This is a genomic window from Vibrio splendidus, assembly GCF_003345295.1.
Lineage (GTDB): Bacteria > Pseudomonadota > Gammaproteobacteria > Enterobacterales > Vibrionaceae > Vibrio > Vibrio splendidus_K.
Window position 1 is genome coordinate 1,641,221 of record NZ_CP031056.1, and the last position, 18,183, is coordinate 1,659,403.

Annotated in this window: 16 protein-coding genes; 7 read left to right on the top strand and 9 right to left on the bottom strand. The window is 42.8% G+C overall.

Features of this window, described 5'->3' with window-relative positions:
* Positions 1 to 13: 13 nt before the first annotated feature.
* Positions 14 to 364 carry a HopJ type III effector protein gene (locus DUN60_RS22850; RefSeq protein WP_017082477.1) on the bottom strand — a complete coding sequence of 117 codons (351 nt, stop codon included), beginning with the start codon at positions 362 to 364 and terminating at the stop codon, positions 14 to 16.
* A 194-nt stretch (positions 365 to 558) separates the two neighbouring features.
* Between DUN60_RS22850 and DUN60_RS22855 the strand changes: the two genes are divergently transcribed.
* The gene (locus DUN60_RS22855; protein WP_114635556.1) at positions 559 to 1,218 is read left to right on the top strand and encodes a PilZ domain-containing protein; all 660 of its coding nucleotides are present in this window, start codon (positions 559 to 561) and stop codon (positions 1,216 to 1,218) included.
* 48 nt (positions 1,219 to 1,266) lie between these two features.
* On the opposite strand, the gene luxQ is transcribed toward DUN60_RS22855, so the two are convergent.
* From luxQ to DUN60_RS22880, 5 genes are all read right to left on the bottom strand, one after another.
* The gene (gene luxQ, locus DUN60_RS22860; protein ID WP_114635557.1) at positions 1,267 to 3,849 is read right to left on the bottom strand and encodes a quorum-sensing autoinducer 2 sensor kinase/phosphatase LuxQ; all 2,583 of its coding nucleotides are present in this window, start codon (positions 3,847 to 3,849) and stop codon (positions 1,267 to 1,269) included.
* Positions 3,849 to 4,943: an autoinducer 2-binding periplasmic protein LuxP gene (locus DUN60_RS22865; RefSeq protein WP_114635558.1), complete on the bottom strand. Its 1,095-nt coding sequence runs from the start codon at positions 4,941 to 4,943 to the stop codon at positions 3,849 to 3,851. Before DUN60_RS22865 ends, luxQ begins: the two co-directional genes overlap by 1 nt.
* A 307-nt stretch (positions 4,944 to 5,250) precedes the next feature.
* Positions 5,251 to 5,565: a GIY-YIG nuclease family protein gene (locus DUN60_RS22870; RefSeq protein ID WP_065205876.1), complete on the bottom strand. Its 315-nt coding sequence runs from the start codon at positions 5,563 to 5,565 to the stop codon at positions 5,251 to 5,253.
* On the bottom strand, positions 5,566 to 6,222 hold the full coding sequence (locus DUN60_RS22875) for a YceH family protein (RefSeq protein ID WP_054547119.1): 657 nt from the start codon (positions 6,220 to 6,222) through the stop codon (positions 5,566 to 5,568).
* Between the two features lie 63 nt (positions 6,223 to 6,285).
* Complete coding sequence (locus DUN60_RS22880; RefSeq protein ID WP_004730052.1) at positions 6,286 to 6,486, bottom strand: hypothetical protein; 201 nt, start codon at positions 6,484 to 6,486, stop codon at positions 6,286 to 6,288.
* Positions 6,487 to 6,681: 195 nt separating this feature from the next.
* Here DUN60_RS22880 and DUN60_RS22885 point away from each other — a divergent pair, with 195 nt between their 5' ends.
* The 3 genes from DUN60_RS22885 (at position 6,682) to DUN60_RS22895 (ending at position 8,236) form a co-directional block, all read left to right on the top strand.
* On the top strand, positions 6,682 to 6,996 hold the full coding sequence (locus DUN60_RS22885) for a DUF496 family protein (RefSeq protein ID WP_004730049.1): 315 nt from the start codon (positions 6,682 to 6,684) through the stop codon (positions 6,994 to 6,996).
* Positions 6,997 to 7,208: 212 nt separating this feature from the next.
* Positions 7,209 to 7,835, top strand: coding sequence for a D-Ala-D-Ala carboxypeptidase family metallohydrolase (locus tag DUN60_RS22890; RefSeq protein WP_004730047.1), 627 nt, complete (start codon positions 7,209 to 7,211; stop codon positions 7,833 to 7,835).
* 164 nt (positions 7,836 to 7,999) lie between these two features.
* A complete protein-coding gene (locus tag DUN60_RS22895) occupies positions 8,000 to 8,236 on the top strand; it encodes a hypothetical protein (RefSeq protein ID WP_004730045.1) in 237 nt (78 codons plus the stop codon).
* Positions 8,237 to 8,268: 32 nt separating this feature from the next.
* Here the strand turns inward: DUN60_RS22895 and DUN60_RS22900 are convergent, their stop codons facing one another.
* On the bottom strand, positions 8,269 to 10,860 hold the full coding sequence (locus DUN60_RS22900) for an ATP-binding protein (protein WP_054547121.1): 2,592 nt from the start codon (positions 10,858 to 10,860) through the stop codon (positions 8,269 to 8,271).
* Between the two features lie 995 nt (positions 10,861 to 11,855).
* Here DUN60_RS22900 and DUN60_RS22905 point away from each other — a divergent pair.
* A complete protein-coding gene (locus tag DUN60_RS22905) occupies positions 11,856 to 13,292 on the top strand; it encodes a glyceraldehyde-3-phosphate dehydrogenase (protein ID WP_114635559.1) in 1,437 nt (478 codons plus the stop codon).
* Positions 13,293 to 13,573: 281 nt separating this feature from the next.
* Here the strand turns inward: DUN60_RS22905 and DUN60_RS22910 are convergent, their stop codons facing one another.
* Positions 13,574 to 14,653 carry an FAD-binding oxidoreductase gene (locus DUN60_RS22910; RefSeq protein ID WP_114635560.1) on the bottom strand — a complete coding sequence of 360 codons (1,080 nt, stop codon included), beginning with the start codon at positions 14,651 to 14,653 and terminating at the stop codon, positions 13,574 to 13,576.
* A gap of 119 nt (positions 14,654 to 14,772) precedes the next feature.
* Positions 14,773 to 16,434, bottom strand: coding sequence for a hydroxylamine reductase (gene hcp / locus DUN60_RS22915; RefSeq protein WP_114635561.1), 1,662 nt, complete (start codon positions 16,432 to 16,434; stop codon positions 14,773 to 14,775).
* Positions 16,435 to 16,708: 274 nt separating this feature from the next.
* On the opposite strand from hcp, the gene DUN60_RS22920 reads away from it, so the two are divergent.
* Positions 16,709 to 16,939, top strand: coding sequence for a hypothetical protein (locus DUN60_RS22920; protein ID WP_114635562.1), 231 nt, complete (start codon positions 16,709 to 16,711; stop codon positions 16,937 to 16,939).
* Between the two features lie 53 nt (positions 16,940 to 16,992).
* Positions 16,993 to 18,156 carry an alpha/beta hydrolase gene (locus DUN60_RS22925; protein ID WP_114635563.1) on the top strand — a complete coding sequence of 388 codons (1,164 nt, stop codon included), beginning with the start codon at positions 16,993 to 16,995 and terminating at the stop codon, positions 18,154 to 18,156.
* Positions 18,157 to 18,183: the final 27 nt, after the last annotated feature.

Genomic DNA, 18,183 nt, shown 5'->3' on the forward strand with positions numbered 1-18,183 from the left:
ATTTGGTTAGTGTCTACTTCGTTTTTGCAACCAGCGCAGGTTGAGAAAACTGTATACCGTTCCAACCATGAACCATGAAGTTACGAATATTTTGATGGTCGGTGTTCTCTGGAAAACCTAGCACGTCGTTACGATAAAATTGACCAAAACAAGCAAGTGTTTGCTCCGCTGATAAACCTTGCTCTAAACCAAAAGCAAAAATCTTACACGAGCCATTATTCTGCCCTGCGGTATTTACCACTTCACCATTGCGAAATTCACTCTCCGCAAAAACATAGTGAGCTTCGATCACTTGCATTGTATCTTCAAATTGCACGCTTTCTGGGGTTTCAGCCAGAGTATTTAATAAGGTTTCCAGTTCCATTTACTATTTCTCCATCAAGTATATATCTGTCAGCAGTGTATCTTGTTTTACGACAAGAGTAAGCCGTTGTTTACTTGGGACAGCGATTCACTTTTTGAACAAACAATGCAAATTACCTCAATGAAACTAATGACATAGTTTTATCAGGACGTTATATTATTTTATCAGACGATTAACATTGTTCAGTAACGAATATGCATAAAGATAAAAACTTAGAACTGTTTAGATACCTCAAACCCGGTACAAAAACAGCAGGTGTATTAGAATTTGGCCCAGACGACTCGATCCAGATCACTACACTCTATATCGGACACAAAGAAGAACAATACCTTATCCTTGAGCTGTCACAAAAAGCGACAGAAGCACTGACGCTAAGAAAACTCATCAACGTGGATATTATTGTTCGTGCCATCACCGACACCGAACTTGGGCACATTGTCGCGTTTAAAACCAACGTACTGGCTCATATCACCTCGCCTGCACATCTTATTTTCCTTCGTCCGCCTTCAAGCTTTGCGACCAAGCCTATCCGTGAACACGAAAGATATAAGGTACGACTCAGCTGTGAAGTTACTTTTGATACTTTGTCATTAGATGCCACCCTGGTCGATTTTTCAGTCTCAGGCTGCGGCGTCTTTATTACCCAGCAATCCGATATCGATATTGGTTGGAAGATACAAGTAAACTCTGTCTTAAGTGAGTACTTAGATAGCGAACTGATCTACAACGTAGTGAGCAAAAAAAGACAAGGCCAAGGTTGGCTATTAGGCATTCAGTTCCCTGAACACCTAGATATGAGTGACGAGTTAAAAACGCTGCTGTTGGAGCAAGCATTTGTTGCCGGCTTTGTATAAATGCGTGTTCAAGTAAAGTTTATTCACAGCACTTGTTCTATCGCACTTTCAAGGTTTAGAACAGTGGTTCGTTACATCCCAATGTGAGTTTTTAAAATGAACAAATGCTTGATGTAGCGACTCTTCTTTAATGGGTTTTACAATCACGTAATTAGCCCCTGCAGCCATAAAGCTATCTCTTGTCGACGCTTGAGCATCAGCGGTACACGCGTAAATCGGGGCTGTAACGCCAATATCATCCCTAAGTTGCTGAGTAGTTTCAACGCCACCAAGATTGGGAAGTTGGCTATCCATCAAAATTAGATCATAGGTTGTCGCCTTAGCCATTTCTAGCGCTTCTAAACCGTCTTTTGCCCATGTCACCACCATGCCATATTTTTTGCAGAAAGCCTGCGCAATAAAGGCATTGGTGTGATTGTCTTCCACCAGCAATACGCTCAAAGATCGACTAAACAACGCCTCTGGTTCGATATCAGCTTGTTGCTTCACGCCCAATAGCGGCTTAGAGTGCACTTCCACTGGAATTTCTATAATGAACTCCGAACCTTGGTTTATCTCACTGCGGACTTGAATGTCCCCTTCCAGCATATCGACCAGATTTTGTACAATCGTTAAGCCCAGCCCTGTCCCACCATATTCACGAGTCGTGGTCTCTTCTGCTTGAACAAAGGGTTCAAACACAGCGTCAATCTTGCTTTCATCAATACCAATACCGGTATCTTTCACTCGAACGATCAAACTCGCATGATCTGAGTTAAAGATACTTTCGAGTTCAAAACTAACGGAAATACCGCCTTGGTGAGTGAACTTAAGAGCGTTACTCACCAAATTAAACATGATTTGATTCAGGCGCACTTGGTCGGTGTTTATTTCAATGTCATCAGCCAAGTGATTCACAATAGTAAACGCGATCGATTTATCCCCACAAAGCGGACGGTAGATACTGTCTAATGTATTAACCAGCTCCCCCAAACGGAAGTCTTTCTTTTGAATATTGAACTGCCCCTGCTCTATCTTTGAGAAGTCCAAGATATCGTTAAGTACCGCCAGCAAATGTTCCGCACTATTACAAAGTACATCCACCTGTTCACGGTTATCTTCACTGTGTATAGAGCGCTTCAGTAACTGAGAAACACCAAGAATACCATTAAGCGGTGTACGAATTTCATGGCTCATCTTAGCTAGAAAATCTGCACGTACATTCGCAAGGTGCTCAGCTTCTTCTCTTGCTCGATCGGCCTGCCTCTCGGCTTCAATGAGCTTAGTAATGTCTTGGCCTTGTACCACGACACCTGTGATGCCGTGTTCAACGCGAATTGCAGACATGTTCCAACGAAATACCTTCCCACCAATTGGCACGTTAATGCCCGTCAGCTTTGAACCTTGAACCACCATATGGATATTCGGTAGCATGCAATGCTCAAACTCTTGAGCCACCGCTCCGTAGTTATCATCGGCGTCAAATAGCGCCATACGAGCAGCGGGGTTCATCTGAATTAAGTCACCTTTATCAGACCAAACCAAGATAGGTGAATGAGCAAAGTTAAAGAGATCTTGGAACTTTTGGTTCTGTTCGGATAAACGTTCAAAAGTGTCCTCAAGGGTGCAACCAATATGGTGAAACTCGAAAATCTTGGAGCCATCGAACTTGTTGTACTCCTCGCCGTCACTTGCTGATCGAGTAAAGTCCATCAACTTATCGAGTTCAGCCGCCACCTTTCTTTGAATCCAAGTTCGTGCAAAGAAAGACATCAATATGATCACCACAATCACAACAATGATCGCACGCTCATAGTTCTCTTCTAACGCAATGAAGTTCGTGTTCTTTTGGACAGCTCGAATGATGAGAGGCGTTTCAACAGCATTGATCTTAATAGTTGCGATGGTGACGAAATGGCGAGGCAATTGCTCGTACATTTTGTAGTTGAGAATATCCGTTATTGTGTAACTTTCATCGCCACTGAATGTTGACGTAACCGGTGTACCGTGCGCTTCAATAACGATGTTCTCGCAATTGCTTCCCTGTTGGATCGATTCTGCGAGCGAGAAGTTATTATCGAGTACGATCGCGATATAGAGCTGGCCAAGAACCTCCCCTGTTTTGTTATCCACAATAGGGGTTCGGCGAGCCAACAAATGACGCTTACCAATATCGGTTATCACTTTAATGAAATGCCAGTTACTACTAAATGAAACCTCATCAGAGATATGTTTTAAGTTGGACTCGTCCAATCCATAAAACTGGCCATTACCATCGTCCCAAGCCAAACCATCATGAGTAGACACAAAACGCAAATCCGGTGCATGATCAGGTTCACTTTGGTCAACACCAAAAAAGAAGTAACTCAAAGCCTCTTTATTGCCAGTAGCAAAATACGCTCTTAGTGTTTCACTGTGTGAGCTACTGTCTTGATGAATTTGTAGCACCGACAAACGATAATCAAACATATTTTGGATGAGGCTTGAGGTTTGTTTAACCGTTCGATTCGTCTCTTGCTTTACGATGGTACTACTGGTCTCATAAGTATGAATAAGCACGCCAAGTGCCATCACACCTATCACTAAAATAATGATACGCGTAATGAGTCTAGCTAAAGTGTTTCTAGGTGTACTGGCGTAACTTTTCTTCATTATTGGCCTGAGTACCTAAATGCTCGCTGCTTAAGTTCTGAAATACGTTCTGGAGAATCTTCCTTGGTCACTACTTCAAATTCGCCAGAGTAAACGGTAGGAACTTTCAATCCGGCTAGATCCCACTTTATTGCCTCTGCCATAGCGATACCGGTATCGTCATTCATGCGCATAACAGTGACATCTAGGTCGCCCCCTGCAATGGCTTCAAGTTCAGCGGATCCGCCTCCCCAGCCATTAACTAAGATATCTCGACCAGATTCACGAATGGCTTCTACTGCGCCCAAAGCGACATCGGTTGAACACGCATAGATAAAGTCTAGATCCTTATCGTTCGCTATGCTGATTTTAGCCGCTTGATAACCACTTTCTTTATCAGATCTTGTGTAGAACGAAGACTTAAGATCAAAATGAGTACCGGTATTCACTTCATGGATAAAGGTATCTCCACGCGCATCACTGATGTAACCTTGCGAATAGTATAAAACAGAATACTTACTGGCTGGTTGGCTAACTTCTTTAAAATAATTTGCAAGTTTCAAACTACCGGTCGCATGATCAAAACCCACATACATGAATGGCTGTCTATCGGCCCACGCTCGGACTGGGGTCGTAATATTTTGAAGAATCAGTTTGGTGTCAGTAGAATTCAACACGTGCTCAATAAACTTGCGATGACGCGTCGTATCTAACGTAAAAATCAGATAGTCCGTCTTGTTTTCAATCGCCTCTTGCAAAGAAATGCTCTGTTGAGAGACATCTGCATTTACACGTGTAAACACTTGGTTAATTTGATATCGAATTCTCAGCTTATCGAGACGTTTCTCAAAAGCTTGGATATTACGAACCCAATAATCAGAGATCTGTTGACCCGGATACACGACTGAAATCGTAATAGGCCTGTCTTGAACTCGTCTCAATGGCACAGGATGATTTTGCACAGCTTCGACCATTTTATCGGTCAGTGCTTTTTGTTCTGGAAAGTTGGAAAGATAATCTTGGTATTCCCAGTACCCATTGAGGACATGAGTACCATGGGAGAGAGCGGACGCAGAAAATACGGCAAGTCCAAACAACATCAATAAACGTTTCATATTTTTCTCGTTCTATATGAGCTACTTTGGCTCATTTTTTAACCTAGCATGACACCATCTCTTTGTATGGCTAAAAGATATTATGTAGGACAACGGTGATAAATGATAGCGCCTCATAATAATTAGAACGACATTCTAAATGAGCGATATATTAATTTGGAATGGAGATTAGTAACAACAAGCTAGATGATGAAATAAGGCTCTCAAGACGAAAATGAATTAATAAATATAATCAATAACTTAGAATAATCCAGCGTAAGATTTACATTATTAAGATTTAATCAATAACAAACATTTTGGCTATGAATTATGAGACTTCGATATATTGAATTCTGCCTTGTTGCCACTCAATAATCAGTTTAAGTGATACCAGTTTTTCTTTGCGAGATTTTGGTAGTTGCTTGATCGCGTATTCGGTTTTCAACGCCTCACTTTTTGACCCAACACCAAAACTCCAAACTAGCTTAAGCGGGCCTTTACCTTTTAAAGCTTTGGCGCCTTTACCGGTTTGATGTTGTTCAAATCGACGTTCTAAATTATTCGTCACGCCACAATAAAGGGCATTGTGACGATTGCGGATTAAGTACACGACCCAATCCGCATTTTTATCAGACTCAGACATCTAAAGCAGTGATTCAACCAGAGCCTTAAGCTCTGCCACTTCTTCACGTAGGCTTGCGACTTCTGATTCAAGTTCTTCAAACTTTTCGCTTGTCGCAGAAGGTGCAGCCGCACTTACCGATGCCGTCGCAAACGCTTCAACATCCACTTCACCACTCAATAAGTGCTGGTAGCGTGATTCGCGTTTACCCGCTTCACGTGGTAACTTCACGACTAAAGCGCCCGCTTCTCTTACGGCTAATTTATCGAGTGTCGCTTCAACCTCTTTCACATCACTAAAATTAGCAAGACGACCAGTACGAGTGCGCAGTTCGCCAGGCGTTTGCGCCCCACGAAGCAGCATACAGCAGATGATTGCGCGCTCTTGCTCTGTAAATTGCAAATCCCCAAATTCAGTATTACAGAAACGATGCTGATACTTATTAACACGGCTATTGAAGCTGCTCTCATCACTCACCATGCGGCGAGCTATCAAACCATCAACCGCATCTAAAACGTCCGACTCAGACAGAGAGAGAACTGGCTCACGGTTACTCTTTTGGTTACATGCAGTCGTTAAGCTGTTTAAGGTTAACGGGTAATGATCCGGGGTAGTGACTTCTTTCTCGATCAAGCAACCGATAATTCTCGCTTCAATTGGGGAAAGTACTGTGTTCATCGTTTTTCCTTTTTATTATTTTGATAATTCCATCTCAACATTTAACAATGCAGCCAGTAATGGCTAATGCTCAGACAAAATCGGTACTCGTTTCTTTCTGCCTTGTTCATCAATCATTATGATCTTAGAACGATTTAGCTCTATTTCCACGACTTCCAAATAAGTACGTTCTTGTACATACGCATCACGAAGCTTATTTTGCTCTGCCGAAGGTTCAGTGACATCGTCGCCCAAATCTTCTGTTTCCAGTTGTTGTTGATTCATTTCACATTTCGTATCAATGCAGTGTCTATACTGGATACTAACTTGAACAGTTAGATAAAAACAATCGCACTTTAGCGAGAGTGCCGAATAATTATACAACCTTACTTTTGCTTTGATCTAAAGACTGTTACAACACTAACTGATGTGCTTTAATCAGAACCAGACAACGTATTTGACGATTAGGAAAAGGAATCTATGAGCAGCGTATTTGAAATTGTTAACCAAGCACGACGTAAGAACAAACTTAAGCGTGAACTTTTAGACAACGAAAAGAAAGTTCGCGACAACCGCAAGCGTGTCGACCTTCTTGATAACCTACTTGATTACATCAAGCCAGAGATGACTCACGACGAGATCTTAGGCATTATCAAAAACATGAAAGCTGACTACGAAGACCGCGTTGATGATCACATCATCAAGAGTGCAGAGATCTCTAAAGCTCGTCGCGACATCAGCCGCCGCATTCGTGAACTAACAGAAGAAGACAAGCAAACTCAAGGTAAGAAGTAATCTAACCTCGCTAATTTACTTGTAACAATGTTAGTAACCCACTCTTAGTAGTGGGTTTTTTTGTACCTAAACTCCAGCGTCTATACTTAAGCATCTAGACCTAAGCATCTAAACCTAACCGTCTAGACTTAAGCGTACCTAAGCAAAATGAATGAAACTCAACAGCAGTATCAAACTAAATAACGAGTGTACACTAGCGATGGAGAGACTTTATGTACGGAAGTATTCTGATTACCTTGGCGTTATCAACGACACAACCTTACCCTGAAAAATTTGAGAAACTTTATACCGAAGAGACCGAAATCACTTATGACGATCTCGTGGTCGATGTTCATGGCTACAAGGTTCCGACCCGATCAGCATTTCGAGGTTGGATGCTCCTTAACCACGCCCAAGATCAAGTCAAAGCGATCGGTCAACAACTCAAAGACAACGGCATCACTCAGAGCATGCCTCTACATTTAGTCTTGTTGCAAGGCACGGATTGGGCAATGAGTAATACGACCCTGTTCACCCTTCCCAATAAGAAACATGTGCCAAACATGATCAATACCCTTAAGTACATACAACAATATATTGAGCCTGAAATTGGCGTTGTTATCCCTGTGTCCGGGGAGCGAACCAATATCTACAATCAACAAGCTGGCGGCGCACTGCGAAGTAAACACTTGGAGTTCTGCGCCTTAGACTTAGTTCCTGCGAATGATATTACTCGCGAAGATCTACACGTGAAACTTAAAAAGATTCATGCTGAATTTGGGCAAAAAAATAACGTTGGGCTGGGTTTGTATTCTGGTGTTCGATTCCACATCGATACTTGCGGATTTAGACAGTGGTAAACACTCAACAGAGTCATAAAGACTCGGTTATTATCAAAGTCATTATGACTCAAATAATTAGCAGGGCACTTTAACCAATTGATTTAATGATTAAAATAAAACTGGAACGCTAATTGCTATTGATAACGAGTATCATAATTATTAATAGCAATTAGGAATTCAATATGAAGACGATGACTCAACGCTTTCAAACGCTACTTTCTGTTTCAAACTTCAGTCTAGCAACCACCGCCTTGCTTATGCTACTCAGTATTATTGTTGCTTATCCGATGGCCGATCACTTCTCACTGCCAATTCAAATTGTCGCACACATCAGCACGATCTTAGTGGCTGCATTACTAAAGATTAGTTATGTCGGTCGCTGCCTTGCGCAATACAACCTTGGGTTAGAAGTTCGCTAAATCGTACAGTGCTAGCCTTGATAATGAGCCAGTTAGACAATATCAAGGCTACTGAAAAGGTCATACAGTTGGTGGGATTTATAAGGTTTCGGCAAGTAGGCATTCATGCCCGCTTCAAAGCAATCTTTGATGTCTTCTTCCAGCACACTAGCGGTTAAAGCAATGATGGGTAATGGTGCGGCTCGTTGGTCACTCTCCCACTGTCGAATCGCACGGGTCGCCGTTATACCATCCATAACAGGCATCATGCAGTCCATTAAGATGGCATCAAACTGAGCGCCTTGAGTGATGACATCCACCGCTTCTTGGCCATTACTGGCAATCAAATATTCATAGCCCGCTTGCTCAAGGAAGAAGCTCGCTATCTTCTGATTCATTAGGTTGTCTTCAACAATCAGAATACGTCGGTTCAGAGAACGAACCTCTTCATCTTTTACTTCCACCGTCGGCGCTTGTTCTTCACCGATATCGAGCGATTGTAAGCTGTTTAAGAATCGTCGACCCAAGAATGGCAATGTATGAGTTGAGTGAACCGTTTCTGTGATTAGATTGGTTTTAAAGAGATGATGCTGACACACGATAACGCGAGCCAAAGGGTATAACGCCTTCAGCGTCGCAAGATCTTTATCCATGGAGTGATGCAGCGTATGACAATAAAGTATGAAGTCACTTTCTTTCAGGTTTTCATCAAGATCCGAAATGGATGACACGACATTAGGTCGAACATTTAAGCGTTCACACTCTTTGACCAGTTGATCGAGGTAATTGAAAGAATTCGAGATAATAGTCGCACGGTTTAGGTTGTCGAAGGTTTGAAGATGAGTTTCGACAGTGTCGACATACAAACAAAAAGTGAACGTTGAGCCCTCTCCTTTCACTGAACGCGCGGTAATGTAACCACCCATCAAATCAACAAGCTGTCGACAAATCGCAAGCCCTAACCCTGTCCCACCGAATTGGCGAGTAATGCTGCCATCTTCTTGAGTGAAAGGTTCAAATATGGACTCTAACTTCTCTGGCTCAATCCCAATCCCGGTATCAGACACACTGCATTCAAGCTTGCCTCTACCCAAAGACATAGGTGTGTATGCGATATCCGTCGTAATCGTGCCCTTTGACGTAAATTTGATGGCGTTAGACAGCAAATTGGTCAGCACCTGCCTTACACGGTACTCATCGAAAAACAGCTGCGGTGGCGTTTGGGAATCGATATTGATGTCGAGTTCGATATCCTTACTTATCGCTTTGGATAAAATCACACTTACTGAGTCGTAAACCGCCTCTCTCAGATCAGCATTGTGTGGCGATAGCATTAAGTTGCCCGACTCGATTTTGGACAGGTCAAGAATGTCATTAAGCAGAACCAGTAATGAGTGAGAAGACGATTCGATATCTCCTAACACTTCTTGTTGATTCGCGCTCAGTTGGCTTTGAGATAAAATTTCAGCCATCCCAATAATCCCGTTGAGTGGTGTACGTATCTCATGGGACATATTGGCTAAAAATGCGCTCTTCGCCTTATTAGCCGAAATTGCATCTTCTTTTGCTTCTACTAACTCTTTGTTATGTTGATAGTTACGCTCCATCACTCGATTCAAAGTTTCAGTGAACTCGGCAAGTTCATCGTTGCCTTGAATATGAATGACCTTGGGCTTGCCGTAGCTATCCGCGCATTCAGACACCCCTTTCAAAATAATCGATAGGTTTCGATTTAAGCGAAAAGATGTCGCTACACCAAGCCACAACAACACACCTGAAACGACAAGAATAAGCAATGTCATAACCAAGGTTTGCCTTTTTTGCAGCGCTATATTTTTGGTCAGATCAAACTGTAATTGCTTCGTGTAAGCACCCACTGCCTTTGAAATCGCTAACTTCTTTCGTTCTAAACCTTCCACATGTTCATATATTTCAGGCGACGAGAAGTCACCTTTGAGGATTCGAGCTGTAAAACGGTTTTGAAATTCATCTTTAGAAAACGTACTTAATAGCTTTCTAATTTCAGGCGAACGGCTCCCTGATCGGAAAAACGTATCTAATAACTGCTGCTGCCTTTCTAAAGCACCAACATAACTCAATAAATATTGATCTATCAGCTCTGGAGAACGATACAAGCGGTAGCTCAACCACGCTTCTCGCTGAGTCCAGAACACGTAGTGAGTAAGATTGATAAACATCGCGTCAGCTTGACTGATCTTTTCGTCCACGATGATAATGCGATATTCAGATAGCTCCATTAACACACCTTTTAGCAAGTCAAAGGCATGTTCTGTCAGTTGCGTGTTGTTGTCCGTAATTTGTGATGCGTCGTTGTTCATACTGGAGGTTACGCGAGCGAGTTTCGCTAACACACTCTTAAGCTCAACCAACTGCGGTTCAACAGTCCAATTGCTATCGAACTGTCGAAGCTGTTTTTCGTTCTGAGCCAGTCTAGCTAAATCAGCTTGCAGCTTTAACAGCAGCAGCTCTTTCTCTGGAGAGTCATTAGACAGAACCAACCATCGATAAGCATCGCTTGAAACGGTATTAAAAGATTGAAGCGCTTCAACCTTAATACGAGTTGTTTCAAGGTGATTCATCTTCTTATCGTTCTTGAGCACTTCATTGACTGTAAAACCAAACATGATGAATACAGAAACCGTGGAAAGAAATATAAGACGCCATCTAATTGACATGTTTATCATTTTTATAACGACTCCCTTCCCGAAAGTAATTTTACCTAGCCCAAGTTAAGAATAGGACATTAACAGGACTTATTGATCAAATTGGATATGAACAAACGATACTCTGAGCCCAGAACGGCAAATTATGATCAACTTACCTCCATGTTTAGGCTTTAAAGGGGGGCTTTAACTAAACAGATAGACTCAAAACAAATATGCTTTAAGCAGTTGTGCTGTAAACAAGTGTGCTTTAAACACGCGAGCTCTAAACACAAGATGTTTAAACAGGAGGAGTATAGATGAGAGAGCTGTTTACAAACGAGGTATGAACAAGTGAAGTTTAACGAAGCAAGCTTTATCCAGTTATTATCACTCGCATAATAAGCAAACGGCCACGCTTCTCGGCTCCACAAGGTTGGGAGTAATGACTCTATAAACCAACAAACACCGAAGTTAAGTGAAATTTGTGAGATCCAATCGTTTGCGTCATGCACTTTTCGCACTCGAATTCGGCGTATTCAAAGATCGAAGAAGAAAACGCATTGATCACCTTATTTGTCGCTTACTGTTTACGTGTAATTTGAGATCACGATCACACCTTTAATGAACACTATGACTTTTATTACATATAATATTTTGATTTGAGTATTTTTTGGCGAAAAATAAGTGCTACAGATTGTTAAAGTCAATAGCCTTTATCGACACTTAAAAATTGATTTATGGCTAATATAAAGCCAACTTACAGATAATTTGTCTGCATTTATTTTTCCTAGCAGAATAACCCGTCGTACCTTACAATCCTGCCACATAAAAATTACAAGTTGCACACAAGGCATATCAAGCACATTTAAGTGGCAATAAAGACCACAGCCTGATACCTCAAATCCCCTATGCTGATTGGCTTCCCTACAACCGCCATGAATGCAGAAACTTAACGTGAAAGGTCCCGAGTAAAGATGAGTCCCGAAAAGCACCTCCTAGACTGGCAAACTAGTCAAACTATTGCTGAATCCATCGCTCCTACTTTAGGTCAGTTGTACCGCCAAAAAGGCGTTGAAGTTATCCTCTTCGGTAAAACACTGGTTAACGCAACAACTATCGACATCATCAAAGCTCACCGCATCGCAAAACGTTACACAGGTTCTCCACTGACCTCAGAACAGACTCAACCAATCATTCAACACCTTCTCTCTATGGACCTGTCTCCATGTCGTATCGATGTTGGCCGCCTTGCTCATGCATTCTGGCAAGACCGCGAAGACACACACGGGTTGGATGATTTCCTACAAACTGCACTTGTAGAATCGCTTCAAGGCGATGCAATGACAGAACCTCGTGACGTTGTATTGTACGGTTTTGGTCGTATTGGCCGCCTGCTGACTCGTCTATTGATCGAGAAAAGTGGCCCAGGTTACCCACTTCGTTTACGTGCAATCGTTGTGCGCGGTGGCAAAGACGGCGACCTAGAAAAACGAGCTAGCCTACTTCGTCGTGACTCTGTTCATGGCCAGTTCAACGGCAGCATCGTAGTTGACCAAGAACGTAAAGCAATCATCGTAAACGGAAACTTCATTCAAGTTATCTACGCAAACAAGCCAGAAGAAGTGGATTACACGACTTACGGTATTGAAAATGCACTTGTGGTTGATAACACAGGCGTATGGCGTGACGCGGAAGGCCTAAGCCAACACGTTGCGTGTAACGGTGCGAAGAAAGTTCTACTGACTGCGCCAGGCAAAGGCGACATCAAGAACGTAGTATTTGGTGTGAACGAGAATGTCATTCAACCAGAAGACACGATCATCTCTGCTGCAAGCTGTACGACAAACGCGATTACGCCAGTATTAAAAGCGGTTCACGACAAGTTTGGCGTACTGTCTGGTCACATTGAAACGGTTCACTCATTTACCAATGACCAAAACCTAATCGATAACTTCCACTCAGGTGATCGTCGTGGTCGTGCTGCATCATTGAACATGGTACTGACATCGACCGGTGCTGCTAAAGCGGTATCAAAAGCGATGCCAGAAATGGAAGGTAAGCTAACAGGTAATGCGATTCGCGTACCTACGCCAAATGTTTCAATGGCAGTAGCAAACCTAAACCTTGAGAAAGGCACAAACAAAGAAGAGTTGAACGAGTATCTGCGTGAAATGGCGCTCTCTTCTGCTTTATCTGCACAAATTGATTACACAGACTCGACTGAGATTGTATCGACGGACTTAGTTGGCTCTCGTCACCCAGGTGTGGTTGACGGTGTTGCGACTATCGCACAAGACAACCGCGCTGTTCTGTACATTTGGTACGACAATGAGTTTGGCTACAGCTGTCAGGTTGTTCACTGTATGGAACAGATGATGGGTGTGCGCTACAAGACTTACCCTGAAGTATAGATTGTTTAGAACCTGTAAATTGCTTAGATTCTAATACTTCCTTAGATTCTATAAACAGTTTTAGGTAACCAGCTCCACAACATAATAATTATATCTGCGAAGTCTGTAATGGGCTTTGCAATCCTTCTTGTTTTACTCCCCCGTATAAACAGGAAGGTTGCCACTTAGATCTGCTCTCTCTATCTGATCTAAGTGGCCTTTTTACATCTGTTACTTTAATTTTGGTCTCTATTCCGCCAACCTTGTCTTCATCACTCTAACAAAGCTAGACTTCACATCTGTTACAGCTCTACCTCAACATCTGACTGAATCGTGCTTGAACACGCAAGTACGTAACCTTGCTCAATTTGTTCTGCCGTTAATGTTTCTTGGCTGCTTGATTCCACCGAACCTTTGGTTACTTTGCACTTACACGAACCGCAAATACCGCTACGACAAGCAATAATAATTGGAACACCAGCTTTCTCTAATGAATCAGCAAGTGGTGTACCCGCTTCCGCTTCTACTTCTGCGCCAAAGGCAGGAACAAACACCTTAACGGCACCATTTGAATCTGCAGATGCTTCCGCTTGTGATTCTTCTGAAGCAGTATTGCTATTGGCTAGTGAATTATTACTTTGAGTCGCTGGAGTAAAACTTTCTTGATAAAAGTTATCCATGTTGAACTCAAGTTCTTTCAGGTAGTTTTCTATGTCTCGCATGAAGCCTACAGGCCCACACAGATAAACCGTTCTTTCTAAGATATCTGGGCTGAGTGTGACCAACCAGTTCTTATCTAGACGACCTTGAGGTACTGTTGTCCCTTCACTGTCCTTGAGCAGTAACTTAAGGTTAAAGTTGGCGTGTGTCTCATCAAGTTGGTTAAGCTCTTCAAAGTAGATGGTCTCGCGTCGATTACGTGCCATGTGAACAAAATCGATTTCAATATCACTACCTTGAGCCAACCAATACTTTGCCATCGCCATCACAGGTGTAATACCGCAACCTGCGCTCACTAGCGTCACTTTCTTTGTTGCCGTTGGCATGCAATCAATACAGTTAAACGCACCTGCCGGCTTCAATACAGAAACCTCATCACCTTCATCAAGTTCATCAACAATAAAGTTCGAAACCAAGCCACCTTCCACACGCTTTACCGTCAGTTTCAGACGGTTATCTTCAGGACAAGACGCTACAGAATAAGCACGGTAATCCGTTTTCGTCGGCATATCCAAACCCAACGTGATGAACTGGCCAGGCTTAAAATTGAAATGTAAGTCTTGTGGAACGCTGCCAAGCTCAAAGCTGACCGTATCTGGCGTCTCATGCCATTTCTTTAAACACACTAAATTGATTGAATCGCTATCCGACCATGCATACATAGTTCGTGTACCTTGCTAATGACTAGATGATTAAATGACTAAAGATTTAAATCGAAAAAGCCCCGCCGTTGTCTGTTTTAGAAAAACGTCACAACAACGGGGCTTAGAGTTGGCTTAAATTAAGCCGCTAAGATTGTTTTAAGATCTTGCTCTGGCGTTGAAATAGAACGCATATCGAACTCGTCTTGCATAATCTTTAATAGGTTTTCTGTTAGGAAAGCTGGCGCTGTTGGGCCCGTGTAAATACCTTTCACACCAAGAGCGAACAGGGTAAGCAGGATAACGATCGCTTTTTGCTCGAACCAAGATAGAACCAGCGTTAACGGAAGTTCGTTGATACCACAATCAAACTCTTGAGACAGTGCGATAGCAAGCTGAATCGCTGAGTAAGCATCGTTGCATTGGCCAACATCTAACAGACGTGGGATACCGTTAATGTCACCAAATTGGTTCTTGTTGAAACGGAATTTACCACATGCAAGTGTCAGGATTACTGAATCTTCTGGCGCTTGAGCTGTGAAGTCTGTGTAGTAGCTACGCTCAGACTTGTCACCGTCACAACCACCGACTAGGAAGAAGTGCTTGATGTTGCCTTCTTTCACTTGCTCAATAACCGCAGGTGCCGCTTCCATCAGTGCGTTACGACCAAAACCGACAGTGATCATCTGCTCGATCTCGTCGTGTTTGAAACCTTCTTGCGCAAGAGCACAGTCGATTACTGCGCTGAAATCGTCGCCTTCAAGGTGATCAACACCCGGCCAGCCTACAATGCTACGTGTAAATAGACGGTCTGCGTATGAACCTACATCAGGGTTAAGCAGACAGTTAGATGTCATTACGATGGCACCAGGGAAGTTAGCGAATTCTTTTTGCTGGTTCTGCCAAGCGCTGCCGTAGTTACCCGCAAGGTGTGGGTACTTGTTCAGTTCAGGGTAACCGTGTGCAGGTAGCATCTCACCATTGGTGTAAACGTTAATGCCCTTGCCTTCAGTTTGTTGAAGGATCTTTTCTAGATCATGTAAGTCGTGACCAGAAACAAGAATACAGTGGCCTTTCTTAGTCTTAACATTCACGGTTGTTGGTTGAGGGTGACCAAATGTATCTGTCTCACCTTTATCCAGCATTTCCATTACTTTGTAGTTCATCAAGCCAATTTGCATTGATGTATCAAGTAACTGTTTTAGATCTGATGGATCTGTACCTAAGAACGCCATGATTTCATGGTATTCAGCAAAAATAGCATTGTCAGTTTGACCAAGAACGCGAGCGTGCTCCATGTAGGCTGCCGCACCTTTTAGGCCGTATAGGCAAAGAAGACGAAGACCAATCACATCTTCGTGTTGAGAGTCGTGACCACGGTTTACCGCAGCTTGAGGCGCAAGTGCCAATAGCGCTGAAGAATCTGTTGGAAGATCGAACTGTGCTGCTGCAGAAAGCTCTGGAATTTCAAAACCAATCAATGTTGCTGCTGCACGAACTTTTTGCTCTAAACGCTGCTTGAATTCATGAGACTGTTGTGCGAATTCGATAATACGAGCAGGGTCGAAGTTAACGTTAGTCAGTGTTGCGAAGAACGCTTTTGGTGCCCATTCGTCAATTTCAGTATCAATAACATCGCAAGCGCGGCCTAAATTGGCCCAGAAAGAAACACCTTGAAGAGAATGCACCAACACGTCTTGAAGGTCGGATACTTCCGAGGTTTTTCCACACATGCCTTGTGCGAAAGAACAGCCTTTTACGGTTGGGGTTTGAATCGTTTGTTCACATTGAATACAGAACATAAAGGGGCTCCAGTAATTTTTTATTAGCTGTAAGTGCTTTGCTTACAGTGACTTATTCCAAACCCTATAGAGCATCAACCGTGCCAACTTTTAACTCATTGATTTTATTGGCCTTGTCTTTATTCCCTTATTTTAGTGCGTGATTATGACTACATATAAACTCTCAATCCACACACACCTGTGTCATAGTGACTCTCAGAGATTTATTAACGGCGTTCATGTTTCGTTCAGAATAGAAGCGATAAAGTAACAACATAGAAAAAGAGGAATGAATATGAAAAATATATTAATTACGATTGTTGCATTGTTTACTGGCCTTTTGGCGTTATTCACTAGCTTGATCCTTGCTATTCCTTTAGCTATCGCAGCTTTAATTACTGGCAAGCGCATTCAGAATCAAATGAAGAAACAAGGTTTCGCAGCTCATATGAACACTCGTCAGTCATCAACCAATGATGCCGGTGTTATTGAAGGTGAATACGAAGACCTTTCAAGCAGAAAGTAATCTAAACTTTAGTTTCAAACATAGTGAAAGCACAACAGAGACAACATTAAAAAATGCATAGAAATACCATTCTAACGCTGCTCGCCTTAACGACTTTAAGTCTCGTTGGTTGTTCCAACGAGACATCTATACCCGCTTACGAAACATCTCCAAGCTTGCCGGCCTATCAGCAAGATAGCTTTGATGCCTACGTCAATGAGACCCAAGATTGGCTGCTGAAAAACCGCGTGTTCATGACAAAAGACAAGCAGCTTGAGATTCAACTGAACTCCCCGACTGAATACAAACCTACCAAACCTAACGGCAAGGCAGTGTTATTGGTCCATGGATTAGGTGATTCACCCTACTCGTTTAAAGACATCGCAACGCACTTAGCAGAACAAGGCTACCTAGTGAGAACGGTATTGCTTCCGGGTCACGGCAGTCGTGTGGGTGACCTAATGCAACCGAGCTTAGAAGATTGGCAAGGTGTGGTAGCTCACCATACTAAGTTGCTTGAGCAAGAGTATGATTCTGTTTGGCTTGGTGGCTACTCAACAGGTGCAAATCTCGTCACGTCACAGGCGATGAACGATCCAAAGATCTCCGGGTTGCTGCTGTTTTCTCCTGCGTTTCAACCAAGCTCGTCTGCCGTTCAATACGCTGGGCTAGCAAGCTACTTCGTCACTTGGGCGGATCAAGATCCTGAAGACAATGTATTGCGTTACAACTCATTGCCAATGAACGGTGCCTCGGTTTACTACGAGACATCAGAGGTCGTTCGTGATGACTTACAAGATAAGCACTTAGATAAACCGGTGTTTATTATGATGAGTGAAGGCGACAGCGTGATTGACACAAGTTTCGTTCAACAAGCGTTTACTGAGTCCATGCCCAACCCAAACAATGTGTTGATTTGGCAAGGAGAGACGACACTCGATGATCCGCGAGCGGTTCAGTACAGCATGAAGCTCCCGGAGCAACGCATCTCGAATGGTTCTCACATGGGTTTACTGTTCTCGCCAAGCAATCCGTATTACGGAATCAATGGTAGCGAGAAGATCTGCTCCAATGGTCAAGAGGAAGGTTTTGAAGAACAGTGCAACGCGACAAGTGAAGTTTGGTACTCAGCATGGGGATATCGTGAAGATGGAAAAAACCATGCACGTTTGACCTATAACCCTTACTTTACAGACTCAATGAAAGAATTAGATTCGGTTCTAAACTCAGCAGGCTAACTTCTTTTAGCTGTTAGCGTTTAGATC

What these genes read in the sequence shown, in the direction of transcription:
- DUN60_RS22850 (WP_017082477.1), bottom strand. Translation starts at nt 364, where the DNA reads ATGGAACTGGAAACCTTATTAAATACTCTGGCTGAAACCCCAGAAAGC.
- DUN60_RS22855 (WP_114635556.1), top strand. Translation starts at nt 559, where the DNA reads ATGCATAAAGATAAAAACTTAGAACTGTTTAGATACCTCAAACCCGGT.
- luxQ (WP_114635557.1), bottom strand. Translation starts at nt 3,849, where the DNA reads ATGAAGAAAAGTTACGCCAGTACACCTAGAAACACTTTAGCTAGACTC.
- DUN60_RS22865 (WP_114635558.1), bottom strand. Translation starts at nt 4,943, where the DNA reads ATGAAACGTTTATTGATGTTGTTTGGACTTGCCGTATTTTCTGCGTCC.
- DUN60_RS22870 (WP_065205876.1), bottom strand. Translation starts at nt 5,565, where the DNA reads ATGTCTGAGTCTGATAAAAATGCGGATTGGGTCGTGTACTTAATCCGC.
- DUN60_RS22875 (WP_054547119.1), bottom strand. Translation starts at nt 6,222, where the DNA reads ATGAACACAGTACTTTCCCCAATTGAAGCGAGAATTATCGGTTGCTTG.
- DUN60_RS22880 (WP_004730052.1), bottom strand. Translation starts at nt 6,486, where the DNA reads ATGAATCAACAACAACTGGAAACAGAAGATTTGGGCGACGATGTCACT.
- DUN60_RS22885 (WP_004730049.1), top strand. Translation starts at nt 6,682, where the DNA reads ATGAGCAGCGTATTTGAAATTGTTAACCAAGCACGACGTAAGAACAAA.
- DUN60_RS22890 (WP_004730047.1), top strand. Translation starts at nt 7,209, where the DNA reads ATGTACGGAAGTATTCTGATTACCTTGGCGTTATCAACGACACAACCT.
- DUN60_RS22895 (WP_004730045.1), top strand. Translation starts at nt 8,000, where the DNA reads ATGAAGACGATGACTCAACGCTTTCAAACGCTACTTTCTGTTTCAAAC.
- DUN60_RS22900 (WP_054547121.1), bottom strand. Translation starts at nt 10,860, where the DNA reads ATGTTTGGTTTTACAGTCAATGAAGTGCTCAAGAACGATAAGAAGATG.
- DUN60_RS22905 (WP_114635559.1), top strand. Translation starts at nt 11,856, where the DNA reads ATGAGTCCCGAAAAGCACCTCCTAGACTGGCAAACTAGTCAAACTATT.
- DUN60_RS22910 (WP_114635560.1), bottom strand. Translation starts at nt 14,653, where the DNA reads ATGTATGCATGGTCGGATAGCGATTCAATCAATTTAGTGTGTTTAAAG.
- hcp (WP_114635561.1), bottom strand. Translation starts at nt 16,434, where the DNA reads ATGTTCTGTATTCAATGTGAACAAACGATTCAAACCCCAACCGTAAAA.
- DUN60_RS22920 (WP_114635562.1), top strand. Translation starts at nt 16,709, where the DNA reads ATGAAAAATATATTAATTACGATTGTTGCATTGTTTACTGGCCTTTTG.
- DUN60_RS22925 (WP_114635563.1), top strand. Translation starts at nt 16,993, where the DNA reads ATGCATAGAAATACCATTCTAACGCTGCTCGCCTTAACGACTTTAAGT.